The sequence below is a fragment of the Pseudomonas sp. GW456-12-1-14-TSB6 genome (assembly GCF_059424205.1).
In genome coordinates this window covers 20,996-46,842 of record NZ_JBWKZE010000034.1, presented here as the reverse complement: position 1 = coordinate 46,842, position 25,847 = coordinate 20,996, and the positions used below count along the sequence as shown (strand labels likewise).

General features: G+C 60.6%; 18 protein-coding genes. 11 read left to right on the top strand and 7 right to left on the bottom strand.

Annotated elements, in window-relative coordinates; all coding sequences use genetic code 11:
* Positions 1 to 3 precede the first annotated feature (3 nt).
* A complete protein-coding gene (locus tag AC07Y2_RS24780; RefSeq protein ID WP_103387095.1) occupies positions 4 to 1,776 on the bottom strand; it encodes an N-acetylglutaminylglutamine amidotransferase in 1,773 nt (590 codons plus the stop codon).
* A gap of 296 nt (positions 1,777 to 2,072) precedes the next feature.
* On the opposite strand from AC07Y2_RS24780, the gene AC07Y2_RS24775 reads away from it, so the two are divergent.
* Positions 2,073 to 6,905, top strand: coding sequence for an NEL-type E3 ubiquitin ligase domain-containing protein (locus AC07Y2_RS24775; RefSeq protein ID WP_103387094.1), 4,833 nt, complete (start codon positions 2,073 to 2,075; stop codon positions 6,903 to 6,905).
* A gap of 18 nt (positions 6,906 to 6,923) precedes the next feature.
* Here the strand turns inward: AC07Y2_RS24775 and mnmC are convergent, their stop codons facing one another.
* A complete protein-coding gene (mnmC, locus tag AC07Y2_RS24770; protein WP_103387093.1) occupies positions 6,924 to 8,903 on the bottom strand; it encodes a bifunctional tRNA (5-methylaminomethyl-2-thiouridine)(34)-methyltransferase MnmC2/FAD-dependent 5-carboxymethylaminomethyl-2-thiouridine(34) oxidoreductase MnmC1 in 1,980 nt (659 codons plus the stop codon).
* Positions 8,904 to 9,075: 172 nt separating this feature from the next.
* Between mnmC and pap the strand changes: the two genes are divergently transcribed.
* Both pap and AC07Y2_RS24760 read left to right on the top strand, forming a co-directional pair.
* Positions 9,076 to 10,590 carry a polyphosphate:AMP phosphotransferase gene (gene pap, locus AC07Y2_RS24765; protein ID WP_103387092.1) on the top strand — a complete coding sequence of 505 codons (1,515 nt, stop codon included), beginning with the start codon at positions 9,076 to 9,078 and terminating at the stop codon, positions 10,588 to 10,590.
* 102 nt (positions 10,591 to 10,692) lie between these two features.
* Positions 10,693 to 11,877, top strand: a complete 1,185-nt coding sequence (locus AC07Y2_RS24760) for a thiolase family protein (RefSeq protein WP_103387091.1) — start codon at positions 10,693 to 10,695, stop codon at positions 11,875 to 11,877.
* Positions 11,878 to 12,013: 136 nt separating this feature from the next.
* On the opposite strand, the gene AC07Y2_RS24755 is transcribed toward AC07Y2_RS24760, so the two are convergent.
* Positions 12,014 to 12,208: a DUF6316 family protein gene (locus tag AC07Y2_RS24755; protein WP_039770586.1), complete on the bottom strand. Its 195-nt coding sequence runs from the start codon at positions 12,206 to 12,208 to the stop codon at positions 12,014 to 12,016.
* Between the two features lie 213 nt (positions 12,209 to 12,421).
* Here AC07Y2_RS24755 and AC07Y2_RS24750 point away from each other — a divergent pair, with 213 nt between their 5' ends.
* The gene (locus AC07Y2_RS24750; protein WP_085668120.1) at positions 12,422 to 13,381 is read left to right on the top strand and encodes a DMT family transporter; all 960 of its coding nucleotides are present in this window, start codon (positions 12,422 to 12,424) and stop codon (positions 13,379 to 13,381) included.
* A 36-nt stretch (positions 13,382 to 13,417) separates the two neighbouring features.
* Here the strand turns inward: AC07Y2_RS24750 and AC07Y2_RS24745 are convergent, their stop codons facing one another.
* Positions 13,418 to 14,812: a class II fumarate hydratase gene (locus AC07Y2_RS24745; RefSeq protein ID WP_085668121.1), complete on the bottom strand. Its 1,395-nt coding sequence runs from the start codon at positions 14,810 to 14,812 to the stop codon at positions 13,418 to 13,420.
* A gap of 193 nt (positions 14,813 to 15,005) precedes the next feature.
* On the opposite strand from AC07Y2_RS24745, the gene AC07Y2_RS24740 reads away from it, so the two are divergent.
* The 7 genes from AC07Y2_RS24740 (at position 15,006) to AC07Y2_RS24710 (ending at position 23,008) form a co-directional block, all read left to right on the top strand.
* Positions 15,006 to 15,524: a DUF2059 domain-containing protein gene (locus tag AC07Y2_RS24740; protein ID WP_007950895.1), complete on the top strand. Its 519-nt coding sequence runs from the start codon at positions 15,006 to 15,008 to the stop codon at positions 15,522 to 15,524.
* 12 nt (positions 15,525 to 15,536) lie between these two features.
* Complete coding sequence (locus AC07Y2_RS24735) at positions 15,537 to 15,836, top strand: BolA family protein (protein ID WP_007950896.1); 300 nt, start codon at positions 15,537 to 15,539, stop codon at positions 15,834 to 15,836.
* A gap of 117 nt (positions 15,837 to 15,953) precedes the next feature.
* Complete coding sequence (trhO, locus tag AC07Y2_RS24730; protein ID WP_011335384.1) at positions 15,954 to 16,895, top strand: oxygen-dependent tRNA uridine(34) hydroxylase TrhO; 942 nt, start codon at positions 15,954 to 15,956, stop codon at positions 16,893 to 16,895.
* Positions 16,896 to 16,930: 35 nt separating this feature from the next.
* Positions 16,931 to 17,533: a DsbA family protein gene (locus AC07Y2_RS24725; protein ID WP_170844877.1), complete on the top strand. Its 603-nt coding sequence runs from the start codon at positions 16,931 to 16,933 to the stop codon at positions 17,531 to 17,533.
* Positions 17,526 to 19,343: an ABC transporter ATP-binding protein gene (locus AC07Y2_RS24720; RefSeq protein WP_039770577.1), complete on the top strand. Its 1,818-nt coding sequence runs from the start codon at positions 17,526 to 17,528 to the stop codon at positions 19,341 to 19,343. Before AC07Y2_RS24725 ends, AC07Y2_RS24720 begins: the two co-directional genes overlap by 8 nt.
* 361 nt (positions 19,344 to 19,704) lie before the next feature.
* Positions 19,705 to 22,167, top strand: a complete 2,463-nt coding sequence (locus tag AC07Y2_RS24715) for an EAL domain-containing protein (protein WP_039770576.1) — start codon at positions 19,705 to 19,707, stop codon at positions 22,165 to 22,167.
* A 46-nt stretch (positions 22,168 to 22,213) separates the two neighbouring features.
* Positions 22,214 to 23,008 carry an iron-containing redox enzyme family protein gene (locus AC07Y2_RS24710; RefSeq protein ID WP_039770573.1) on the top strand — a complete coding sequence of 265 codons (795 nt, stop codon included), beginning with the start codon at positions 22,214 to 22,216 and terminating at the stop codon, positions 23,006 to 23,008.
* A 62-nt stretch (positions 23,009 to 23,070) separates the two neighbouring features.
* Here AC07Y2_RS24710 and AC07Y2_RS24705 read toward each other — a convergent pair whose 3' ends face one another.
* From AC07Y2_RS24705 to mupP, 3 genes are all read right to left on the bottom strand, one after another.
* Complete coding sequence (locus tag AC07Y2_RS24705; RefSeq protein ID WP_074688038.1) at positions 23,071 to 23,997, bottom strand: GGDEF domain-containing protein; 927 nt, start codon at positions 23,995 to 23,997, stop codon at positions 23,071 to 23,073.
* Between the two features lie 362 nt (positions 23,998 to 24,359).
* A complete protein-coding gene (locus AC07Y2_RS24700; RefSeq protein WP_039770568.1) occupies positions 24,360 to 25,100 on the bottom strand; it encodes a YciK family oxidoreductase in 741 nt (246 codons plus the stop codon).
* Positions 25,101 to 25,175: 75 nt separating this feature from the next.
* Positions 25,176 to 25,847, bottom strand: coding sequence for an N-acetylmuramic acid 6-phosphate phosphatase MupP (gene mupP / locus AC07Y2_RS24695; protein ID WP_103387090.1), 672 nt, complete (start codon positions 25,845 to 25,847; stop codon positions 25,176 to 25,178).

Sequence of the window (25,847 nt, the reverse complement as noted above, 5' to 3'; positions counted from 1 at the left end):
CGATCAGATTCCTTGTTCGCTGAGCCACAGGTTCAGGGCTGCCAGTTGCCACAGTTTGGAACCGCGCAGAGGCGTGAGTTGACCTTGTGGATCAGTGAGTAATTTGTCGAGCATCGCCGGGTTGAACAGGCCGCGATCCTGACTCGGGTCGAGCAGCAGTTCGCGCACCCAGTTCAGAGTGTCGCCCTGCAAATGCTTGAGTCCCGGTACCGGGAAGTAACCTTTCTTGCGGTCGATCACTTCGCTCGGGATGACCAGACGCGCGGCTTCTTTCAGCACCTGCTTGCCGCCGTCCGGCAGTTTGAACTGGCCCGGAATGCGGGCCGACAATTCCACCAGTCGATAGTCGAGAAACGGCGTGCGCGCCTCCAGGCCCCAGGCCATGGTCATGTTATCGACGCGTTTGACCGGATCGTCCACCAGCATCACCGTGCTGTCCAGACGCAGGGCCTTGTCGACCGCCGCATCGGCGCCGGGCTGTGCGAAATGTTCCTTCACGAAGTCGCCGGCGGCGTCATTGGCAGTCAGCCATTTCGGCTGCACGGTCGCGGCGTAATCGTCGTAGCTGCGGTCGAAGAACGCCTGGCGATAGGCCGCATATGGATCGGCCGCGCCGTCGACTTGCGGATACCAGTGATAACCGGCAAACAACTCGTCGGCGCCCTGGCCGCTTTGCACAACCTTGCAATGCTTGGCCACTTCGCGGGACAGCAGATAGAAGGCGATGCAGTCGTGGCTGACCATCGGCTCGCTCATGGCGCGGAACGCGGCGGGCAGTTGTTCGATGATCTCTTTTTCGTCGATGCGCAGTTGATGGTGTTGGGTGCCGTAGTGCTTGGCGATCAGATCGGAATACTGAAACTCGTCACCGCGCTCGCCGCCGGCATCCTGGAAACCGATGGAAAAGGTCGACAGGTTCTCCACGCCGACTTCGCGCAGCAGGCCGACGAGCATGCTCGAATCGACACCGCCGGAAAGCAGCACGCCGACATCCACCGCTGCCCGTTGGCGGATCGCCACGGCTTCGCGGGTGCTGTCGAGCACGCGGTCACGCCAGTCTTCCAGGGTCAGATTTTTTTCGTCGTCGTGTGGGCCGTAGGGCAGGGTCCACCAGGTTTTCTGCTCGGTGGTGCCGTCCGCTTCAATGCGCATCCAGCACGCTGGCGGCAGCTTTTCGATACCGGCCAGCAAGGTGCGCGGCGCTGGCACTACGGCGTGGAAATTCAGGTAATGGTTGAGCGCCACCGGATCGAGGATCGGGTTGATGTCGCCGCCCTTGAGCAACGCCGGCAGGGCCGAGGCAAAGCGCAGGCGCTGACCGGTGCGCGACAGGTACAGCGGTTTCACACCGAGGCGGTCGCGAGCGATGAACAGGCGCTGGGCATCGCGCTCCCAGATGGCGAAGGCGAACATGCCGTTGAGTTTCGGCAGCAGCGCCTCGCCCCAGGCGTGATAACCCTTGAGCAGCACTTCGGTGTCGCCGCCGGAATAGAACGCATAACCCAGCGCTTCGAGTTCGGCGCGCAGTTCCGGGAAGTTGTAGATCGCGCCGTTGAAGGCCAGGGACAGGCCCAGTTGACTGTCGATCATCGGCTGCGCCGAGCCGTCCGACAGGTCCATGATTTTCAGGCGTCGATGGCCCAGGGCAATCGGCCCCTGGGCATGAAAGCCCCACGCGTCGGGGCCGCGAGGCGCCAGGTGATGGGTGATTCGCTCGATGGCTGCAAGGTCTGCAGGTTGTTGATCAAAACGTAACTCGCCAGCTAATCCGCACATAAGGTCCTTACCGGTTTTTCCGTTGGGGAAGGTGTCGCAGTACCGCGCCGAAATGGCCGGTACTCAGAAACTGACCCGGCTGGGATGTGGGAGTTTTAGAACGATCAGTTATAAGTGCATCGGCCTGACCGATGGGCCATTAGCTTCCCGTTTGAGTTGATGGGTAGTAGATAAATATTGAAAACATGCAGATGTCTGCTTGTTTGCCGGCTTGATCACGTAGTTTTTCGTGTTTTTTTTCCAAGGGCCGGACCGGTAGGGTAAGTGTTCCGAAGCGCAATAAAGGAATATTGCCCATGTCGAGTACGAAGTCGGACACCCCGACACCGTTGACCCAGAAACAGATACTGAGTTTTTTGCTGGAAGCTACCGGCGATCTGGATACTGCCCAGGCCTTGCAGAAAATCCTGCCCCCCAGCCTTCTCAAAGGTTCCAGCTCTACACTCGCCACGCTGGACCAGACCGCGCGTGAGTTACACGCCGCTCAGGCGAAGGTCGAAGCCGATCTTGGCCGCTTGCAACCTTTGAACAGCTTTTGCGCCGCGCTGTTGACCAGCGCCCTGAAAGCGCGCTGGCCAGTGCAGTTCGATGTCGAAAAAGACTACCTGGAATTGCCGGGGGACTACTGCGGCTGTGAGCCCGTCACCCCGCCTGGCGGAGGACCACCGGTCACGCCGCCGGCAACCCCGACGCTGCTGGAAGCGGCGATGCAGAACTTCACCAAGCGTGAGGCGCAGGACGATTTCTTCCCCGCAGCCAGTGCGGTGCGCATCTCTGGACAGCCTGCAGGAATTGCGGGACTGACACCGACAGCGTTCGCCGCACTCTGTCGCGAGCTCGATCTGGGGAAAAAATACCAACAGCATTTTCAGCAGGTTTTCGGCATCAGTGAGGTTGATGGCAAAGCGGTTGCCACCGGTCCCATGGTCCGCGACATCACTGCCCTGAAAAAACAGTTGCTGCAACTGGATCTGCATCTGGCGCTATTGAAAGAGCACATCAGCCAGGACGCGTACGAAAGTCTGGAGCGCCTGCTCGCGGCCGGGGGTATCGCTGATGCAAAAAGCCTGAACTACAAGGGCCGGCCGTTGATCATGCAAGGCATCGAACTGCTCGACTGTTGCATCTGGGGTGTCGTGGTATTTTCCGAGCGCTCGGTCGAGTCGGACCCGGATCAATGGTGCTTGGTGTACATGCCCGGCGAGCCCTCTCAACCGTTGTACGAGTATGCGAGTTTCTCGGCGTTCCTCGTGTACCTGGAATATCAATTGGGGGTGGCCAGCTACAAGAGCTACTTCACCCATTGCATCGGCGAGGTCGACAAGGCGGATTTCTTCAAAAACTTCGCGGACGCTCGCAGCCTGGATCGCGCCAAATATTTGCCGATCAACGTTTCGCTGCTCGACTTCATGTACCAGAGCCATATCGGCAAACTGCAGATCGATGCTCGCGCGCTCGCTGTACCGACTGCCGATGTGGATGAGGAGGCACGCAAGAAGCGCCTGCTCGAGTATCTGGAAATCGGCCTGACGGTCGCCAATGTGGCCGGGATTTTCATACCGGTCGTAGGGCAACTGATGATGGGTGTTGCCGTGGGGCAAATGCTTGCGGAAGTTTATGAGGGCGTTGAGGACTGGTCGCGGGGAGATCGTGAGGAGGCGTTTTCGCACCTGCTCAGCGTGGCTGAAAACATCGTGCTGATGGTCAGCGTGGGGGCCGGTATCAGGGGATTGAAAACACTGGCGATCAAGACGGTGCGCAAGCATCCGGATTTCTTCCAGCCGTTCATGGCCATATTGGACCGTGACGGTCAGCCTCGATTGTGGAAACCGCAGTTACTCGGTTATGAACAGCCGCTTCCGACAGGTGCCGAACCAGAACCCGATACTGCAGGCTTGTTCCGGGCGAACGACAAACAGTTTGCCCATTTCGACAATCGGGCTTACGAGGTAGCGCTGGAGCCTGCATCCAATACCTGGGAAGTCCGACACCCTGTGCGTGCACAGGCTTATCAGCCGGTATTGAAGCGCAATGATCGCGGAGGCTGGCGTCATGACTTCGAACAGACCGAACGATGGAGCGGGGCGTACACGCTCAAACGCATTGATCCTGGTCTTGAGGGTTGGGAAGACAGTCGTCTGGAGATGGCCCGTCGGTTGACCGACACCCGGATCGATGAGCTGCATCGCCTGAGCGATGACAACCGACCGCTGCCGCCTCGCTTGCTGGACATGATCGAGCGTTTTGGAATCGAACGCAGAGTGCGCGACTACATTGCCGCCATGGAGCGTGGCGAGGCGAGCGATCGGCGTTACGTCAACGAACAGCTGCATGCATTACCCCGGCTTGCCAACTGGCCGGCCGATCGCTACGTCAAAGTCGTGGATGAACAAGGGCGGATCACCGCGACCTATCCGCCCGGATCGATTGACGACGATACCGTGAGCGTCATTGTGAAGCATGCGCGACTGGAGAAGGGCGAGCTGCTGCAAGCGGTCATCGATGTTCTGCATCCCAAAGAAGTGGATGCCTTGGTGGGGGCTGACGTAGCCCCGGCCGATGCCAGTCAGCAGTTGGCGAAAGTGATCGGGGCGGCGATCAAGGCCGATCGAAGGTCGACTTTCGACCATCTCTACAGCCGATACGATCAAGACGTTACCGGAGAGTTTCTCAAGTTGCGCAAGGCCTTTCCCGATTTGCCGGTGCGCGCTGCCCGAGAGCTGCTCAAACGGACGCCAAGCGTTGAACGGATGCACCTGCGCAGCTCCGGGCGGGTGCCCATGGGGTTGGCGCAGCGGGCGCGTCAGGCTTTGAGCGATGGGCGAGTGGATCGGGCATTGGCAGGTTTTTACCTGGCCGACATTGCCAATGCCGATACCGGGAAACTGGCGATCGGTTTGCTACCCCGTCTTGCTGGTTGGGATCCTGAGTTCTATCTGGAACTGCGGGCGAAATCCTTGAGCGGTCAGGTCCTGGAAACGCTGGGCGAAAAACCACTGGTTACGTCGAGTTCATGCACGCTGGTCAGACTCGACAATGGTTACGAGGTGTTTGGCAGCGACAGGAAGTCACTCGGCAAGATCGCGTCCGGACCGGAAGATTTCTATCAGGCGATTCTCAAAGGTCTTTCAGCGCAGCAGCGCAAGGCCATCGGATTTGTGCAACCGACGCCGGAAAATGGCGGGCGCCTGCGCGGCAAACTGTTGGAGAGTGCTCTGGATGAACGTGAGGCATGCGCCCGCGTGTTGGCAGGTGGTCAGTGGCAAACGGAGACCGCCGAGCCTGTGTGCATGCCTGCCGACTCTCCCGCCGGGTCGAACACTCATTCGCGTCGTTTATTGCGGCAGGTGAAAAAGCTCTATCCCTTGTTTACCGACGTACAAGCCAATGAGTTTCTTGACCAGTTGGGTAGCGACCATCTGACCAGGGCGATCCGGGTTCGGCAGTTGCGGGAGGATCTGAGCCGACTACAGGGCGTGATGGATACCTGGATCCAGGATGAGGCAGCCATGAAGGCCCTGGGCGGTGATCTGAACGAAATTCGTGAATGCCGGCAAATCGTTGCGTTTGAAATCGAAGACTGTTTTCGCCGTTTGATCTCCCTGCCCGATGACGCCGGGCGTCTCGTCTATGGTTTGAAGCTCGATGGCATGCGCTTCGGCAAGTTTCCGACCTTGCCGGTCGGTTTGACCTTTGATCATGTCAGGAAATTGTCTCTGCAAGACATGTTGCTGGACGACGATGCCGCTTATTTCCTCAAAGCGTTCACGAACGTCGAGTCCCTCGAACTGGATCGTAATCAGATCACCCGGTTGCCCGAGATCATTTCGCATATGCCGAACCTCAGGCGGCTGAGCCTGGCCGGCAATCGGCTGCAACTGACCGAGCACGCCTTGGTGAAGCTGGCCGGGTTGCGCACCTTGCAAAGACTGAATCTGAGCGGGAACCCCCTCGGCGCTACGGTGGATGTGGGCAACCTGTTCGATCTGACTTACCTCTCCTTGCGTAATACCCGCGCTACGGAGCTGCCAAAAGGCCTGCAGTTTCTACCCAATCTGGATCGGGTGGATCTGCGGGATAACGAAATCCGTGATCTGCCTGCCTGGCTTTTTGAAACGCCCAGATGCTTCAGTGAAACGATCAATTTGCGGCGTAACCCGATTTCCGAAGTCAGCAGAACTTACCTTGAAAACTACCGCACGACGGTCGGCGTCGGCATGGGTTACCTGGATAACGATATCGCGCGACTGGACGAAAACCAGGCACGTTCGATCTGGCTGACCCAAACGGGAGGAGAAAAGGGCTCCCGGCATCTGCAGATGTGGAACGCACTCAAGGATGACCCAAGGGCCGAAGGCCTGTTCGCGCTGCTGGCGGAGCTGGGCAATTCCGCCGAGTCAGCCAATGTGCGCGAGGATATGCACCGGCGGGTCTGGACGGTTCTGGACGCAACGCAGACCGATGCCGAATTGCGGGAGCAGATTTTCGATCTGGCGGCCAACCCGATCAATTGCACGGACAATGCGGCGTTGAACTTCAGCCACCTGGAAGTTGCAGTGCACGTCCACCATGTGACCCGTGGTCCCAGGGGGCAACGCCCTTCGACGAAGGCGCTGATGAGGCTGGCGAGGGGACTGTTCCGGCTTGAGCAGATTGACCGGATCGCCGCGGAACACGCGCAGGTCCGTGCGGCACCTGACCCGCTGGAAGTGACCCTTGCCTACCGCTCCGGTCTGGCGCAGGCACTCGAATTGCCCGGGCAACCTTCGCACATGCATTACGCCTCACTCGCGGAGGTGACAGGGGCGGATCTGGTGGAGGCCATCAATCGAATCCAGACTGCTGAACTGTCTCCCGAGTGGCTGGCGTTTCTGGTTCGCCAGCCATGGTGGAACGAATACATGAAAAGCAGTTTTGCCCAACAGTTCGACGATGCGCGCGCGCCTCACCAGGAAGAAGCCCTGGCGTTGTTCGAGAAAGCTGAAGAACTCAGCTCGGCCGACTATCTCAGCGAAATGAACCTGTGTGCCGCCCGGCAGGAACAGACGGAAAGCGCCTTGCTCGAGCGGTTGACCGAGCAAGTGCTACGACTGGTCGAGGGCAATATCTGCCTGTTGCCCGGTGGTTGATTGCGATCCCGGATTCGGTCACTTGCCCCGGATCAGCCACCGCAAGGCAAACCGGTTCGGATGACACGCCTCTGCGACAGGTCTGGGCAGGGGCAGCGGTTCGTTGTCCAGCCAGGCCGCCAGCAGTTCACCGGACAGTGGCGCGGTGATCAGCCCCCGGGAACCGTGGCCACTGTTGACGTACAGACCGTCCAGCCATGGGCAGGGAATGTCCGGCACTTGCCGGGCATCCTTGCTCAAGGCGCGATAGGCCTCGGAGAAGGCTTCGCGATCGGCGAGCGGGCCGACGATCGGCAGGTAATCGGGGCTGGTGCAACGGAAGGCTGCCCGGCCCTGAAGACTTTCGGCGTCGAGCTCGCTGACGTGCAGGCGCGCGACCAGATCGGTGGAGATCTCTTCGAGCATCGCCAGATTGCCCAGGTGTTCGGCGGTGGTCGGGATCAGGTCGTCGCTGTTGAAATCAAAACTGGCGCCGAGGGTGTGCTCGCCCAGGCGTGCAGGTGCGACATAGCCTTCGGCGCAGACCACCGTGGTCAGTGCCTGGCTGTGCGCGGTCTGCGCCAGTCGAGTGATCTGCCCGCGAATGCGCTTGAGGGGCAGGTCGGCGCTCTGGGGGAAACGCTTGATGTCGGCGGCGCCGGCCAGCACCACGACGGGCGCTGTTGCGATCAATCGTTCATTGTCGAAGGCTTGCCACTGACCGTCGATCTTGCGCAACTCCACGGTTTCCTGATGGGGCAGCAGCGTGACGCCCGGTTGTGTCGATTGCGCCTGACACAACGCCGGTGGATGCACCCAGCCGCCCTCGGGGTAATACAAACCGCCATGAGCCAGACCGATCCCGGCGCAGGCCTGTGCTTCGGGTTGATCGAGCCACTGCAGAAGATCCTCGGGAAACGCGGCCGCCAGCTGCGCCTGACGCTCGCGTTCCTTTTCATTGAACGCCAGTTGCAGCACGCCGCAGTCATCCCAGTCGGTGCCGCGCTGCAGGGTTTCCAGCAAACGTCGGGTGTAGCCAAAACCGCTGACGATCAACTGCGACAGTGCGGTGCCGTGGGCGGACAGTTTCAGGTACAGCACGCCTTGCGGATTGCCCGAGGCTTCCTGGGCCACCGCGTCATGCCGCTCCAGCAGACTGACCTGCCAGCCCCGCGCCGCGAGGCTGGCCGCCGTGGCGCAACCGGCCAGACCGGCGCCGATCACCAGGGCTCGACGGTCACCTGTCAACGGCGTCGGGCGGGCGAACCACGGTTTTTCAGCTGCGGGCAATGGGACATCTTGTGGCCAGCCGAGAAATTCGCCGCGCAGGATTTCCCATTTGTGGCCGATGCCCGGCGTGCGTTTCATCTTGAAGCCGGCGGCGTTGAGCAGCCGGCGCACCCAACCGGTGCTGGTGAACGTGCTGATGGTCGAGCCGGGCGCCGCCAGCCGCGCCAGTTCGGCGAACAGTTCGGCGGTCCACATTTCCGGGTTTTTTGCCGGGGCGAAACCATCGAGAAACCATGCGTCGATCTGCCCGTCCAGTTGCGGCAACTGCTCCAGCGCGTCACCGATCAGCAGCGTCAGGGTCACGCGACCGTTATCCAGAACAATGCGCTGAAAGCCTTGATGGACGGCGACGTAATGCTTGAGCAACTGATCCGAGAACGGCTTTAGTTCCGGCCACAGCGCCAGCGCCCGTTGCAGGTCGGCGGGGCTCAACGGAAATTTTTCGACGCTGACAAAATGCAGCCGCGCACCGGCCACTGCGTGCTGTTCGAACAACTGCCAGGCGCAGAGGAAATTCAGCCCGGTGCCGAAGCCGGTTTCACCGATCACCAGTCGCCCACCCGCCGGCAGTGCGGCGAAGCGCTCGGCCAGACGGTTCTGTTCGAGGAACACGTAGCGGGTTTCATCCAGCCCCGACTGGTCGGAAAAATACACATCGTCGAACACTCGCGAACGCGGGCGTCCCTGGTCATCCCAGTCGAGTTGGGCGTGGGGCAATACAGGTTTCATGGCAGGCTCGGCAACGACAAGGCGGCCATTCTAGCCGATCACGCAGGCGGCGCTTGATCCATGGCAAGCCTTGCCGACGATCACTCAAGGACAATCCGCCGCCGGCGGGAATTTCTGTGCCGCGTCCGAGCCCAATCCGCTAGTCTTGCTGAATCCTGGAAGGAGCCGTCCCATGTTCGAATCCGCTGAAATCGGTCACGCCATCGACAAAGACACCTACGAAGCCGCCGTGCCCGCCCTGCGTGAAGCCTTGCTTGAAGCCCAGTTCGAGTTGCAGCAGCAAAAGCGTTTCCCGGTGATCATTTTGATCAACGGGATCGAAGGCGCCGGCAAGGGCGAGACGGTGAAGTTGCTCAACGAGTGGATGGATCCGCGCCTGATCGAAGTACGCACCTTCGATCAACAGACCGATGAAGAGCTGGCGCGGCCTCCAGCGTGGCGTTACTGGCGGATGCTGCCGGCCAAGGGGCGGATGGGAATTTTCTTCGGCAACTGGTACAGCCAGATGCTGCAGGGCCGGGTGCACGGTTTGTTCAAGGATCCGCGTCTGGATCAGGCGATTGCCGGCGCCGAGCGCATGGAAAAGATGTTCTGCGATGAAGGCGCGCTGATCTTCAAGTTCTGGTTCCACCTGTCCAAGAAACAGATGAAGGCGCGGCTCAAGGCGTTGGCCGACGACCCGCTGCACAGTTGGCGCATCAGCCCGCTGGACTGGCAGCAATCTCAGACTTACGACAAGTTCGTCAAATACGGCGAGCGTGTGTTGCGTCGCACCAGCCGCGATTACGCGCCATGGCATGTCATCGAGGGTGTCGACCCGCACTACCGCAGCCTGACGGTCGGCAAGATTCTGCTCGAAGGCCTGCAAAACGCCTTGAAGCGTCCCGATGTGCATCCCCATGAGGTCAACGCTGCACCGTTGGGGACTTCCGTCGATCAGTTGAACCTGCTCGACAGCCTCGATCTGACCCAGCGTCTGGACAAAAAAGACTACGAAGAACAACTGATCACCGAGCAGGCGCGGCTGTCGGGTTTGATGCGTGACAAACGCATGCGTCGGCATGCACTGGTGGCGGTGTTCGAAGGCAACGATGCGGCGGGCAAGGGCGGTTCGATTCGTCGGGTGGCGGCGGCACTCGATCCGCGCCAATACAGCATCGTGCCGATTGCCGCACCGACCGAAGAGGAACGGGCGCAGCCGTATCTGTGGCGGTTCTGGCGGCACATTCCGGCGCGGGGCAAATTCACCGTGTTCGACCGTTCGTGGTACGGCCGGGTGCTGGTGGAGCGTGTCGAGGGCTTTTGCAGCACCGCCGACTGGATGCGCGCCTATGGCGAGATCAATGACTTCGAGGAGCAACTGGCCGATGCCGGAGTGATCGTGGTCAAGTTCTGGCTGGCCATCGACAAGGACACGCAGATGGAACGCTTCCAGGAGCGCGAAGAAATCCCGTTCAAGCGCTTCAAGATCACCGAAGACGACTGGCGCAACCGTGACAAGTGGGACGCCTATCGTGCCGCCGTGGGCGACATGGTCGACCGCACCAGCACCGAAATCGCGCCGTGGACCCTGGTCGAGGCCAATGACAAGCGCTGGGCCCGGGTCAAGGTGCTGCGCACGATCAACCGGGCACTGGAAGAGGCTTTCGAGAAATCCGACAAGCGAGCCAAAAAGCACAAGGACTGAACCGATGGGCCCGCATACGCGAGGTGAATGATCGTCGCGGTCGGCGATTGGGTGGACTTATGCTCGTTCCACTCTCAACCGACTGCAACAATGAGGTATGCCATGCGTGAAGTGGTGATCGTCGACAGCGTACGGACCGGCCTGGCCAAGTCCTTTCGCGGCAAGTTCAACCAGACCCGTCCCGATGACATGGCGGCCCATTGCGTCAATGCGTTGCTTTCGCGCAACGACATCGACCCGGCCAGCGTCGAGGACTGCATCGTCGGCGCCGGCTCCAACGAGGGCGCTCAGGGCTACAACATCGGCCGCAACGTGGCGGTGCTCTCGCAACTGGGCACTGGCACCGCCGGCATGACCCTCAATCGTTTCTGTTCGTCGGGCTTGCAGGCGATTGCGATTGCCGCCAACCAGATCGCGTCGGGTTGCAGCGACATCATCGTCGCCGGCGGCGTCGAGTCGATCAGCCTGACCCTGAAAAGCGTCAACACCGATCACCTGATCAACCCGTTGCTCAAGCAGCAGACGCCGGGCATCTACTACACCATGGGCCAGACCGCCGAAGTGGTGGCGCGCCGTTATGGCGTCAGTCGCGAGGCGCAGGATCGTTACTCGCTGCAAAGTCAGATCCGCACCGCCCAGGCGCAGGCAGCAGGCCTGTTCAACGATGAAATCGTGCCGATGCCGGTGAAGTACCGGGTTGAAGACAAGAACAGCGGTGAAGTGCAGATCCTCGACGGCCTCGTCGACCGCGATGACTGCAATCGCCCGGACACCACCTATGAAAGCCTTGCCGGGTTGAAACCGGTGTTCGCCGAAGACGGTTCGGTGACCGCCGGCAACTCGTCGCAGTTGTCCGATGGCGCCTCGATGACGCTGGTGATGAGCCTGGAAAAAGCCCTGCAACTGGGGCTCAAGCCAAAAGCGTTTTTCCGTGGGTTCACCGTGGCCGGTTGCGAGCCGGACGAAATGGGCATCGGCCCGGTGTTTTCGGTGCCAAAGCTGCTCAAGGCCAAGGGCCTGCAGGTGGCGGATATCGATCTGTGGGAATTGAACGAAGCGTTCGCCTCGCAATGCCTGTACGCCCGTGACCGGCTGGAAATCGACAACGAGAAGTACAACGTCAACGGCGGTTCGATTTCCATCGGTCACCCGTTCGGCATGACCGGGTCACGGCAGGTCGGGCATCTGGTGCGTGAGTTGCAGCGGCGCAATCTGCGCTACGGGATCGTGACCATGTGCGTGGGCGGGGGGATGGGGGCGACCGGGTTGTTTGAGGCTGTGCGCTAGGCCTTGAACGATGCGTTGACCGGCAAATCGTAATCGCGGGCAAGCCCGCTCCTACAGTGTTCGAGTGTGCTCACAATTCAGTGGCCAACCCGGAACCTGTGGGAGAGGGCTTGCCCGCGATTGGGTTCAGCACGGCTTATCTGCCGGAATCCAGCAATTGCATCCGCGCGATGTACGCGCGGATTTCCTGCTCGGCTTTCTCGTGGCTGTCGAATGGCCCTTCGAGGGTGTTTTCCCGGGTGCTGAAATACAGTTCGCCGTTGACCCGGCACACGCGGTCGCTGCGAAAGTGCGTGGCGGGGGCGGTGTCCTGGGCGCGCATGCCTAACATGACGGGTCTCCTTGGTGAGTGATGTCCCGGGCTGGATCCAATGAGCTTATGCCTGAACCACTTATCCCGCCCGGCCAGCCGATCAACGGCCCAGCGTCAATTTTCTGCTGCGACCTGCACAGTTTCATTTGCGGCTGAAACGCAACTGTCCCTGTGTAGCGCTGGTCCGTGCGCCTAGAATGAGCGCTCCTGTCTCTGGCGCTTGGGGTTCTCATGCACGTTTCATCGGGTCGTTGGGTGTACGGCATGTTCCTGGCGTTATTGACGGCGTTTCTCTGGGGAATCCTGCCGATCAAGCTCAAGCAGGTGCTGGTGGTGATGGACCCGGTCACGGTGACCTGGTTTCGCCTGCTGGTGTCCGGCGGTTGCCTGTTCATTTATCTGGCCGCGACCAAACGCTTGCCCAGTCGCAAGGTGCTCGGGCGGAAGGGCGGCTGGCTGGTGCTGATGGCGGTGCTCGGGCTGGTGGGCAATTACGTGCTGTACCTCATGGGCCTGAACCTGCTCAGCCCCGGCACTGCGCAACTGGTGGTGCAGATGGGGCCGATCATGTTGCTGATCGCCAGTCTGTTTGTGTTCAAGGAACGCTTCAGTATCGGTCAGGGCATTGGCCTGGCGGTGCTGCTGATCGGGTTCGCGCTGTTCTTCAATCAGCGTCTGGCGGAATTGCTCACGTCTTTGTCTGATTACACCGCTGGTGTGTTGCTGGTGCTGCTCGCTTCGACCGTCTGGACCTTCTATGCGCTGGGCCAGAAGCAATTGCTGACGGTGTGGAATTCGTTGCAGGTGATGATGGTGATCTACCTGTTCTGCGCCCTGTTGCTGACACCTTGGGTGCATCCGCTCGAAGCACTTTCGCTGAACCCGTTGCAGGGCTGGCTGCTGCTGGCGTGCTGCATGAACACCCTGATCGCCTACGGCGCATTTGCCGAGGCGCTGGCGCATTGGGAAGCTTCGCGGGTCAGTGCGACGCTGGCGATCACGCCGTTGGTGACGTTCGGTGCGGTGGCCGTGGCGGCGGGGGTGTGGCCCGAGTATGTGCATGCCGAGCAAATCAATCTGCTGGGGTATGGCGGGGCGGTGCTGGTGGTGCTGGGGTCGGCACTGGTAGCGCTGGGGCCTTCGCTGATTGCCGGGCTCAAGGCCCGGCGGGCGAAACTGTTGGTCGGATGACCTTCCCATGCCGGGCACGGGAAGGATCGGCATGACTCAGCCCTTGGCACCGGCCTCGATCATGTTTTCCGGCCGCACCCAGGCATCGAACTCCTCATCGGTCAGATAGCCCAGCTCCAGCGCCGCTTCGCGCAGGGTCTTGCCTTCGCTGTAGGCCTTCTTGGCGATTTCCGCCGACTTGTCGTAGCCGATGTGCGGGTTCAGCGCCGTCACCAGCATCAGGCCGCGTTCCAGATGCTTCGCCATGACTTCGGCATCCGGTTCCAGCCCGGCGATGCAATGCTGCTGGAAGTTGCTGCAACCATCGGCCAGCAGGCGGATCGATTGCAGCAGGTTATGAATGATCACCGGTTTGAACACGTTCAACTGCAAGTGACCCTGACTGGCGGCGAAACCGATCGCCACGTCATTGCCCAGCACCTGACAAGCGAGCATCGACAACGCCTCGCACTGGGTCGGGTTGACCTTGCCGGGCATGATCGAACTGCCTGGTTCGTTGGCCGGCAAGCGCACTTCGGCAAACCCTGCGCGAGGGCCGGAGCCCAGCAGTCGCAGGTCGTTGGCGATTTTCATCAGCGCCACGGCGAGGGTTTTCAGGGCGCCGGAGAGGGTGGTCAGCGGTTCATGGCCGGCGAGGGCGGCGAACTTGTTCGGTGCGGTGACGAATGGCAGACCGGACAACGCCGCCAGTTCAGCGGCAATCGCTTCGCCGAAACCGTGGGGCGAGTTGAGCCCGGTACCGACGGCCGTGCCGCCCTGCGCCAGTTCGCAGACTGCGGGCAGCGCCGCGCGGATCGCCCGTTCGGCGTAATCCAGTTGCGCTATGAATCCGGAGATTTCCTGGCCGAAGGTGATCGGCGTGGCGTCCATCATGTGGGTGCGGCCGGTCTTCACCAGTTTCATGTGCCGCGCTGACAGCTCGGCCAGACCGCCCGACAGCTCGGCGATGGCTGGCAGTAGTTGCGTCTGTACCGCTTGCGCGGTGGCGATGCTCATGGCCGTGGGGAAGCAATCGTTGGAGCTCTGCGAGCGGTTGACGTGATCGTTGGGGTGCACCGGCGTCTTGCCGCCGCGTGGGTTGCCGGCCAGTTCGTTGGCGCGGCCGGCGATCACTTCGTTGGCGTTCATATTGCTTTGCGTACCGCTGCCGGTCTGCCAGACCACCAGCGGGAACTGGTCGTCGTGCTGGCCGTCGAGCACTTCGTCGGCGGCCTGTTCGATCAGGCGGGCGATGTCGGCAGGCAGGTCGCCGTTGCGGTCGTTGACCCGGGCCGCGGCTTTCTTGATCAGGGCCAGGGCGTGCAGTACCGGCAATGGCATGCGTTCCTGACCGATGGCGAAGTTGATCAGCGAGCGTTGCGTCTGAGCGCCCCAGTAAGCGTCGTCCGGGACCTCGATCTGGCCCAGGCTGTCGGTTTCGATACGGCTCATCGTGCACACTCCTGTTGGTCTGTTTGCGCAGTTTAGGCCGGTGTCGGCCCGGGTGGTTCCATCCGGTCGATTGTTGACCGGCAAATCCCCGCCAATCAAGCGCGGCAAGGGCCGGGGGTTGAGCCGCAGCGTTATTCAGGCGCAGAATGGTCGCCCTTGGGGTTTTACCTCGCCTAGCTGAAAAGGAAACTCGATGACTCGTCTTCGTGCCATCTGCACCGCGGTTGCCCTGGTTTGCGCCAGCGGCCAGGTGCTTGCCGATACCGCCAGCCACAACGCCAGTGCCGAAGCTTTCCTGACCCTGGCGCACGCTGACAAGCTGGGCACTCCGGTGTACATGCAGGTTCAGCAGATGTTCGCCCAGCGTTTTGAACAGACCAAGGCGCCGGAATCCAAGAAAGCCGTCCTGGATACCTATCAGGCCAAGGCCAACGCCGCTCTGGACCAGGCCATTGGCTGGAACAAGCTGAAACCGGACATGGTCAAGCTCTACACCAGCAACTTCAGCGAATCCGAGCTGAAAGACCTGGTCGCGTTCTACCAGTCGCCACTGGGCAAGAAAGTCCTGGAAAAAATGCCGCAGCTGACCCAGCAATCGGCCCAGATGACCCAGGCCAAACTGGAAAGCGCCGTACCGGTGGTCAACAAGCTGCTGGACGACATGACCAACGAGCTGGCACCGAAAGGCGCAGCGCCGGCCAAGAAGAAGTAAGCGGAGTTCTTGATGACCATGCAACAACGCATCGAATCGACGCTGGCGCTGCTTCAGCCTGAGCATCTGCAAGTGCTGGACGAAAGCCACATGCACAGTCGCGGGTTGCAGACCCACTTCAAGGCAGTGGTGGTCAGTGCGCAGTTCGAAGGCCTGAACCGGGTCAAGCGCCACCAGAAAGTCTACGGCACGCTCGGCGAGCTGATGGGCGAGTTCCATGCGTTGGCGCTGCACACCTACACCCCGCAGGAATGGGCAGAGACAGGCGTCGCTCCGGCGTCGCCGACCTGTGCCGGCGGCAGCAAGCATTGAGCCTTGCAGCAATGAACTGAGGTTTTTTGCTAGAATCCGCAACGCGCCGCTGACCCGGCGCGTTTTTTTTCGCATCCGGTTCACCCTTTACGAGGGTAGCCACCTGGAGAAATACCCATGACACAACCGATTGTCGTGGCGGCACTGTACAAGTTCGTCACCCTCGAAGATTACGTCAACCTGCGCGAGCCCCTGCTGCAAGCGATGGTCGACAACGGCATCAAAGGCACCCTGCTGATCGCCGAAGAAGGCATCAACGGCACGGTTTCCGGCAGCCGTGAAGGCATCGACGGCCTGCTGGCCTGGTTGCGCAACGATCCGCGCATGGTCGATATCGATCACAAGGAATCGTACTGCGATGAGCAGCCGTTCTACCGCACCAAGGTCAAGCTCAAGAAAGAGATCGTGACCCTGGGCGTCGAAGGCGTCGACCCGAACAAGAAGGTCGGCACCTACGTCGAGCCCAAGGACTGGAATGCGCTGATCAGCGACCCGGAAGTGCTGCTGATCGACACCCGCAACGATTACGAAGTCTCGATCGGCACCTTCGAAGGCGCCATCGATCCGAAAACCACCAGTTTTCGCGAATTCCCCGACTACATCAAAGAACACTTCGATCCGGCCGTGCACAAGAAGGTCGCGATGTTCTGCACCGGCGGCATCCGCTGTGAAAAAGCCTCGAGCTACATGCTCGGCGAAGGCTTCGAAGAGGTTTACCACCTCAAGGGCGGCATCCTGAAGTACCTCGAAGAGGTGCCGCAGGAAGAAACCAAATGGCAGGGCGACTGCTTCGTCTTCGACAACCGTGTGACCGTGCGTCATGACCTGAGCGAAGGCGACTACGATCAGTGCCACGCCTGCCGTACCCCGGTCAGCGTTGAAGATCGCGCCTCCGAGCATTACGTGGCCGGCATCAGCTGCCCGCATTGCTGGGACACCCTGAGCGAGAAGACCCGCCGCAGCGCCATCGACCGCCAGAAGCAGATCGAACTGGCAAAAGCGCGCAACATGCCGCACCCGATCGGCTACAACTATAAGCAAGCATCCACCGAGGCTTAATCATGTCTGCACGCCTGCTCTATGTGATGGATCCGATGTGTTCGTGGTGCTGGGGATTTGCCCCGGTGGCCAAGGCATTGGTGGAGCAGGCGCAGGCAGCCGGGGTGGAACTGCACCTGGTGGTCGGCGGATTGCGCACCGGCAGTGGAGCGGCGCTGGAACCGACCACCCGGCGCTACATTCTCGAACACTGGCAGGCGGTCACCGAGGCCACCGGCCAGCCGTTCAAGCTGGAAGGCGCGTTGCCGGACGGTTTTGTCTACGACACCGAACCTGCCTGCCGGGCCATCGTCACCGCGCGCAGCCTGGCGCCGGATTGCGCGTGGAAACTGGTCGGGTTGATCCAGCACGCGTTTTACGCCGAAGGTCGTGATGTCACTCAGGCCAGCGTTCTGGTGGAGCTGGCCGAGAAGGCCGGCGTCCCGCGTATCGAATTTGCTGCCCTGTTTGATCATGCCGATCAGCACAAGGCGACCCAGGCCGATTTCACTTGGGTTCAGGATCTGGGCATCGCCGGATTCCCGACCCTGCTCGCCGAACGCAACGGCCAACTGGCGTTGCTGACCAACGGCTACCAGCCGCTCAGTGAACTGTCGCCGCTGCTCGGTCGATGGCTGGAGCGCGCGGCCTGTGTCTGACCCGGCCGATGACACGCCAGCCGTCAAGCGTGTCGACCGGCTGAGCTGGGCTGAAGTCCGGCGATTGGCACTTCATCACAAAAAATCCCTGTGGATTGCCAACGGCGTGGCCGTACTGGCGACGCTGTGCAGCGTGCCGATTCCGCTGCTGTTGCCGTTGCTGGTGGACGAAGTCCTGCTCGGCCATGGCGATGCTGCGCTGAAAGTCATGAACCACGTGCTGCCCTCAATGTGGCAGCAAGCGGCGGGCTACATCGGCCTGATGCTGGTGGTGACGCTGACCCTGCGCTGCAGCGCCCTGTGTTTTGGCGTGTTGCAGGCGCGGTTGTTTGCGCGGCTGGCCAAGGACATCGTTTATCGCATTCGCGTGCGTTTGATTGAACGACTCAAACGGATCTCCCTCGGCGAATACGAAAGCCTGGGCAGCGGCACGGTCACCACGCACCTGGTCACCGACCTGGACACCCTCGACAAGTTTGTCGGCGAAACCCTCAGCCGTTTTCTGGTGGCGATGCTGACGCTGGTCGGCACCGCCAGCATCCTGATGTGGATGCACTGGAAACTGGCGCTGCTGATCCTGCTGTTCAACCCCTTGGTGATTTACGCCACGGTGCAGTTGGGCAAGCGGGTCAAGCATCTGAAGAAACTGGAGAACGACAGCACCTCGCGCTTCACTCAGGCACTGAGCGAAACCCTCGATGCAATCCAGGAAGTGCGCGCCGGCAACCGCCAGGGCTTCTTCCTCGGACGGCTGGGGCTGCGTGCGCAGGAAGTGCGCAACTACGCGGTAAATTCGCAGTGGAAGACTGACGCCTCCAACCGCGCGAGTGGCCTGCTGTTCCAGTTCGGTATCGACATCTTCCGCGCGGCGGCCATGTTGACGGTGCTGTTTTCCGACCTGTCGATCGGGCAGATGCTCGCGGTGTTCAGCTACCTTTGGTTCATGATCGGCCCGGTCGAACAGCTGCTGAACCTGCAATACGCCTACTACGCCGCCGGCGGAGCGCTGTCGCGGATCAACGAACTGCTGGCCCGCGCCGACGAGCCGCAATACCCCGGCGGCGTCGATCCGTTCAAGGGCCGCGATACCGTCGGGATTCAGGTGCAGGGGCTGAGCTTCGGTTATGGCGACGAACTGGTGCTGGATCAATTGAACCTGTCCATCGCCCCCGGTGAGAAAGTAGCGATTGTCGGCGCCAGCGGCGGCGGCAAAAGCACCCTCGTGCAATTGCTGCTGGGCCTGTACACACCGCTGGCCGGGACGATCCGTTTCGGTGGGTCGACCCAGCAGGAAATCGGCCTGGAAACGGTTCGGGAAAATGTCGCGGTGGTGCTGCAGCATCCGGCGCTGTTCAACGACACCGTACGCGCCAACCTGACCATGGGCCGTACCCGCAGTGACGAAGCCTGCTGGCAGGCACTGGAAATCGCCCAGCTCGAACCCACCATCCGCGCCTTGCCGGACGGCCTGGACAGCATCGTCGGCCGCTCCGGCGTGCGTCTGTCCGGCGGCCAACGGCAACGTCTGGCCATCGCCCGGATGATCCTCGCCGAGCCCAAAGTGGTGATCCTCGACGAGGCGACGTCAGCCCTCGACGCCGCCACCGAATACAACCTGCACCAGGCCATGGCGCGCTTCCTCCATGGCCGCACCACGCTGATCATTGCCCACCGCCTGTCAGCGGTAAAGCAGGCGGACCGGGTGCTGGTGTTCGACGGCGGGCAAGTGGCCGAGGATGGCGACCATCAGCAACTGATTGCCGATGGTGGGTTGTACGCCAAGCTGTATGGGCATTTGCAGCGGTTGTAGGTCAGCCCTGCAACACCTTGAGTCTTTGACATATCGTTCGCATTACGCTTTTTTTGGTGTGCAGGCATTGGCGTGTGCCTGCCTGTCGAGCAATAACGAAGTGCTGATGCTGCGCCTGGGGGCGCAGCTCTGCCCGGGTAGTTTTGCGTGTAATTGAAGCTCGGTATGAGCGCCTGTAACGAAGGTCTGAAGTACCTGGTGAATCGTTCTCACCAGTGACCATGGCCATGCATAAGTCTATTCTGCGTTTGTCCTGAACTGAGGCGGATCCGTCGCTTGCCGGAACCCCGAACGCCTCCTAGTCTTGGGGGGATGCTCGCAAAGAGAAGGACGACCAGGCAGTGCTCATGCAAGGAATCCCATGAAGCAAAAGCGGACTCTCGGAACGCCACGGTTGTTGGGCATCGTCTGGCCATTCATTGCCGTCGTGTTGTTTCAAGCCTTGCTGGGGGGCGTGAGCCTTTACGTCCTGTCAGCCGTTCGCGGCTATGTCGCGGGCGAAAGTCTCTGGTCCAAGGGCCAGAAAGACGCGATCTATTACCTTAACCTGTACGCCGACAGTCGTGACGAGGCGATCTACCTCAAGTACCAGAACGCCATTGCCGTGCCTCAGGGCGGTCATCAATTGCGTCTGGCACTGGACAAGCAACCGCCCGACCTGCAGGCGGCACGCGAAGGCATTCTCAAGGGCGGCAACCATCCCGACGACGTTTCCAGCCTGATCTGGCTGTACCTGAATTTCCGTCACTTCAGTTATCTCGAAACCGCCATCGACCGCTGGACGCTGGGCGATGCCTATCTGGTGGAGCTCGATGGCGTGGCGCAGGAGATGCATCAGCGCATCACCGCCAATGCCGCCACCGAGGCCGATATCCGCCGCTGGAAGGACCGGATTTTTGCCATTAATGACGGGGTGACTCCGGCCGCCAAGGCGTTCAGCGATGCCCTGGGTGAAGGCTCGCGAATGATCCTGCGCCTGCTGCTGTTCACCAACCTCGCCACCGCGCTGGGCCTGATCGTGCTGGCGCTGCTGCGCACCCGCAAGTTGCTCAAGCAACGGCATGCCTTTGCCGAAGCGCTGCAACTGGAAAAGGACCGTGCGCACGTCACGTTGCACTCGATTGGCGACGGGGTGATCACCACCGACGTGAGCGGGGCCATCGAATACATGAACCCCGCCGCCGAAGCCCTGACCCACTGGAAAGCCGAACAGGCGGCCGGGCTGCCCCTCGCGGCACTGTTCAATCTGCTGGACGACAACGCCCAGACCGAGGGGCTGACCCTGATCGAGCATATTCTCAGCGGTCAGCTCAGCGGTGGCAGTGAACACTCCAAGCTGATTCAGCGGCTCGATGGCAGTACCGTGTCGGTGACTCTGGTCGGGGCTCCGATCCGCAATTCCGACAAGGTCAGCGGCACCGTGCTGGTGCTGCATGACATGACCCAGGAGCGGCAATACATCGCCAATCTGTCGTGGCAGGCCACCCACGATGCACTGACCGGGCTGGCCAACCGTCGCGAGTTCGAATACCGCCTCGAACAGGCCCTGCATAACCTGACGCGACAGGCCGGGCGGCATGCGCTGATGTTCCTTGATCTCGATCAGTTCAAACTGGTCAACGACACCTGCGGGCATGCGGCCGGCGATGAATTGCTGCGGCATATCTGCGCGTTGCTGCAATCCGGCTTGCGCGAGGGTGACACCCTGGCGCGGCTGGGGGGGGACGAGTTCGGCATCCTGCTGGAGAACTGTGCCCCGGAGGCCGCCGAGAAGATCGCGGAGAGTTTGCGCCAGACCGTACAGAACCTGCATTTCGTCTGGAAGGGGCGGCCGTTCCTGACCACGGTGAGCATTGGCCTGGTGCATGTGGCGCAGACGCCGACCACCCTCGAAGCCTCGTTGCGGGCTGCCGACATGGCCTGCTACATGGCCAAGGAAAAGGGCCGCAATCGGGTGCAGGTCTACCATGCCGACGACTCGGAACTGTCCCTGCGCTTCGGCGAGATGGCCTGGGTTCAACGTCTGCACATGGCACTGGAAGAAAACCGCTTTTGTCTCTACGCCCAGGAAATCGCGCCATTGGGCTCGGTTGCCGGTGGTACCCGCGGGCACATCGAGATTCTGCTGCGTCTGCATGATGAAGCGGGCCGGATGATTCTCCCGGACAGTTTCATACCGGCGGCCGAGCGTTACGGATTGATGACATCGCTGGATCGCTGGGTTGTGCAGAATGTATTTAAGGTTATTGCCCAATGTATTAACGATAAGTGTCAGGGTCCTCTGGCAATGTGTGCGATTAATCTTTCAGGCATTACTATCGGAGATGACGCGTTCTTGCACTTTCTGCGGGAACAGTTTGATAACTACGGCATACCGCCTGAAATGATTTGTTTTGAAATTACAGAAACCAGTGCCATTGCAAATCTGGGTAGTGCAATCAGATTTATCAATGAACTCAAAGGCTTGGGTTGTTACTTTTCCCTGGATGATTTTTGCGCCGGAATGTCTTCATTCGCTTATCTGAAACATTTGCCTGTAGACTTCCTGAAGATCGACGGGAGTTTCGTAAAGGATATGCTGGACGACCCGATTAACCGCGCTATGGTCGAAGTGATCAATCACATCGGGCATGTCATGGGTAAGCAGACAATTGCCGAGTTTGTCGAGACAGCGCAGATCGAGCAGGCATTGCTTGAAATCGGCGTGGATTACGCTCAGGGTTATGTTATTGAACGCCCGCAGTTGTTTACCTGTGACAGTTTGCAAAGTCGGCCCGCCAGACCGCAGCCGTTGTTGTTCAAGGCGCCTGGCACATTCCGTTGAAGTCTCTTGCCGATCCTTACAATCACAAATCAAAAGGAGCCGAACAGTGATCGACACATTCAACCGAACCGGACCACTCATGGAAGCTGCAAGTTATCCCGCCTGGGCGCAACAGTTGATCCAGGATTGCAGCGAGAGCAAACGCCGGGTTGTCGAACATGAACTTTATCTGCGCATGCGTGATAACAAGCTCAGCGCCAGAACCATGCGCCAGTACCTGATCGGGGGCTGGCCCGTCGTTGAGCAATTCGCGTTGTACATGGCGCAGAACCTGACCAAAACCAAATTCGCCCGCCACCCGGGCGAGGACATGGCGCGGCGCTGGCTGATGCGCAACATCCGCGTCGAACTCAACCACGCCGATTATTGGGTGCACTGGAGCCGGGCCCATGGGGTGAGCCTGGAAGATCTGCAAGCGCAACAAGTGCCACCGGAGTTGCATGCTCTGAGCCACTGGTGCTGGCACACCAGTTCGGCGGATTCACTGATCGTGGCCATCGCGGCCACCAACTACGCCATCGAAGGCGCAACCGGGGAGTGGTCGGCGCTGGTGTGTTCGACGGGTGTCTATGCCGCCGCTTTCCCTGAAGAAGATCGCAAACGGGCCATGAAGTGGCTGAAGATGCACGCCCAGTACGATGACGCGCACCCGTGGGAAGCGCTGGAGATTATCTGCACCCTCGCCGGGCTAAACCCGAGCAAAGCCTTGCAGGCGGAACTGCGACAGGCCATCTGCAAGAGTTACGACTACATGTACCTGTTCCTTGAGCGCTGCATGCAGCTTGAGCTGTCGGAGCGGGTGTTGGTCGGGCGTGAGCGTCGGGCGCTGGTCGAGAGCTGATTTGGGCGACACCCATAAAAAAACGGGAGCCTTGGCTCCCGTTTTTTGTTGGCGCAGAAAATCTAGCCTGCCATGGTCAGGCGATTGCGGCCTTCGCGCTTGGCGACATAGAGCGCGCTGTCGGCGCGACGCAACAGGCTGTCGGCGGATTCGCCCGGCAACAGGGTCGAGCAGCCGAGGCTCACGGTCAGTTCGATCAATTGATTATTGGCGTAGTAATCCTGGGTCTGCGCCGCCTGACGAAGGCGCTCGCCGACCATGGCGGCCGCATCGCGACCGGTGTTGGACAGCAGGATCAGAAATTCTTCCCCGCCATAACGGAACACCATGTCGACATTGCGCAACTGGCCCTTGATTGACGCGGCCACGGCTTTGAGGACGTCATCGCCGGCGCTGTGACCATGAAGGTCGTTGACCTGTTTGAAGTGGTCGATATCCAGCATCAGCACCGACAGTGGTTGCAGGTGCCGGCGCGACATTTCGATTTCTCGCAGCAGCGTCTGCTCCATCGCAATGCGGTTACCGGCTCCGGTCAACGGATCACGCAGGGCGCTCTGAGTGGCGGCGCGGTAAAGCAATGCATTGCGCATCGGGTACAGCAGGGCCGACAGCAGTGATTCGAGATAACCCAGTTCCTGTTCGTTGAAGCGCTGGTTGCGGCGGAACACCAACTCACCCATATGCTCGCCTTCGTGGCTGAGGCTATAGCTGGCCGAATGGTGCCCGCGAGCACCGAACTCCAGGCGCAGGTCGCTGCCGTCGTGCACGTAGGTCAGGGCGTCCAGGGGCACCAGGCGCTGAACTTCGCGGAAAAACAGACCGAGGATGCGTTGAGGCTCAAGGCTGGTTTGCAGTTGCAGGCTCATGTGCTGGCGCAATTGCGCCAGGCTGACAGGTCGCGCCAGCAGGGGAGGCTGCTGACCAAAGCCCAGGCGTTGCAATTTGGCACTGTCGAAGTCAATTGCAGTGGTCTGGGAGGGTGATTTCATATGGCGTGAGCCCCTAAGCAGTAAGTCTGTCTTACAGGCTGGGTGAGAGCGGCTATGGGCTGCGCGTCATACTGATCCATCAGTCCCGTAGGACATTTGGGGTAAGTTTAGTCTGCCCGATGACGATTAGTCAGCTATCGCATCAGGCCCTGCCCGGCTGCCTTCACACGGCGTGCTTTGAGGAGATGTAGAGCGAAAGTCATGCCATACGGTTCATATTTTTTGAAAACCGTTGAGAATCAATAGTTTGGATTTTTTAGAGCGGAGTAGGTGGTGGTTGTTTGACAGAGTTGGAGGTACTGAAGGCGGCAATTGCCTGCCGCGACGGGATTCCGTCACGGCAACAATTGCGACGTATGGCATTACTGGGCGTTGAAGGCCTGGCCATTGATACCCGTGCTGTCCGGGCCCATCAGGTACAGATAGACCGGCATGATTTCTTCCGGTGTCGGGTTGTTCAGTGGGTTCTCACCGGGGTACGCCTGTGCGCGCATGCTCGTGCGGGTGCCGCCCGGATTGATGCTGTTTGAGCGTACCGGCGCCACGCCGTCGATTTCATCGGCCAGAGTCTGCATCAACCCTTCAGTGGCAAACTTCGACACGCCATAAGCGCCCCAGTAAGCCCGGCCCTTGCGCCCGACGCTGCTGGAGGTGAACACCACCGAAGCATCCTGTGAAAGCTTCAGCAGCGGCAGCAGGGTGCTGGTCAGCATGAACATCGCGTTGACGTTGACCTGCATGACACGCATGAAGTTTTCACCGGACAACTGCTCGATCGGCGTGCGCGGCCCAATGATCGAGGCGTTGTGCAACAGGCCGTCGAGGTGGCCGAACTCGGTCTCGATCATCGCCGCCAGCTCATCGTATTGATGGGGCAGGGCGGTTTCGAGGTTGAACGGGATCACGGCGGGCTGTGGATGCCCGGCTGCTTCGATCTCGTCATAGACCTGGGTCAGATTGGCTTCGGTCTTGCCCAGCAGCAGCACGGTCGCGCCGTGGGCGGCGTATGTCCTGGCGGCCGCCGCACCGATGCCACGACCGGCACCGGTGACCAGAATGACCCGATCCTTGAGCAATTCGGGGCGAGCGGTGTAATCAAACATAAAAAACCTCATCAAGAGTCAGATCGTTCCCCTGCGCAGCAAAGGAATGCAGCCAACGACGCTCCGCGTCAGGTCTCAGCAGCTGCAGAGTGCGTTATCCAGCACCTTGCGCAATTCCAGCGGATGATCCACCACCACGTCCGCGCCCCAGTGCCGAGGGTTGTCGTCCGGGTGGATGTAGCCATAGGTCACGGCAGCGGTTTTGGTGCCGGCGTCACGGCCGGATTCGATATCGCGCAAATCATCGCCGATGAACAGGACGGTCGACGGATCCAGATCAAGCATCTTGCAGGCCAGGGTCAGCATCTCGGGATCCGGCTTGCTGTTCTTCACGTGATCCGGGCAGATCAGCAGCGCGGAGCGCTCGGCCAGCCCCAGTTGCTGCATGATCGGCTCGGCGAAGCGCAGCGGCTTGTTGGTGACCACGCCCCAGACCAGATTGGCCTTCTCGATGTCGGTCAGCAATTCGCCCATGCCGTCGAACAGCTTGCTGTGCACGGCGCAGCCCACCAGATAGCGCTCGAGGAACTCCAGGCGCAACTCCTCGAAGCCCGGCGACTCCGGATCCATCGAGAACGTCACCGCGACCATGGCCTTGGCGCCGCCGGAGATTTCATCGCGGATGTGTTTGTCGTTCATCGGCGGCAAGCCGCGATCCGCGCGCATCGCCTGGCAGATGGCGATGAAGTCCGGCGCGGTGTCGAGCAGAGTGCCGTCCATGTCGAAAAGGACTGCTCTGATGGCCAT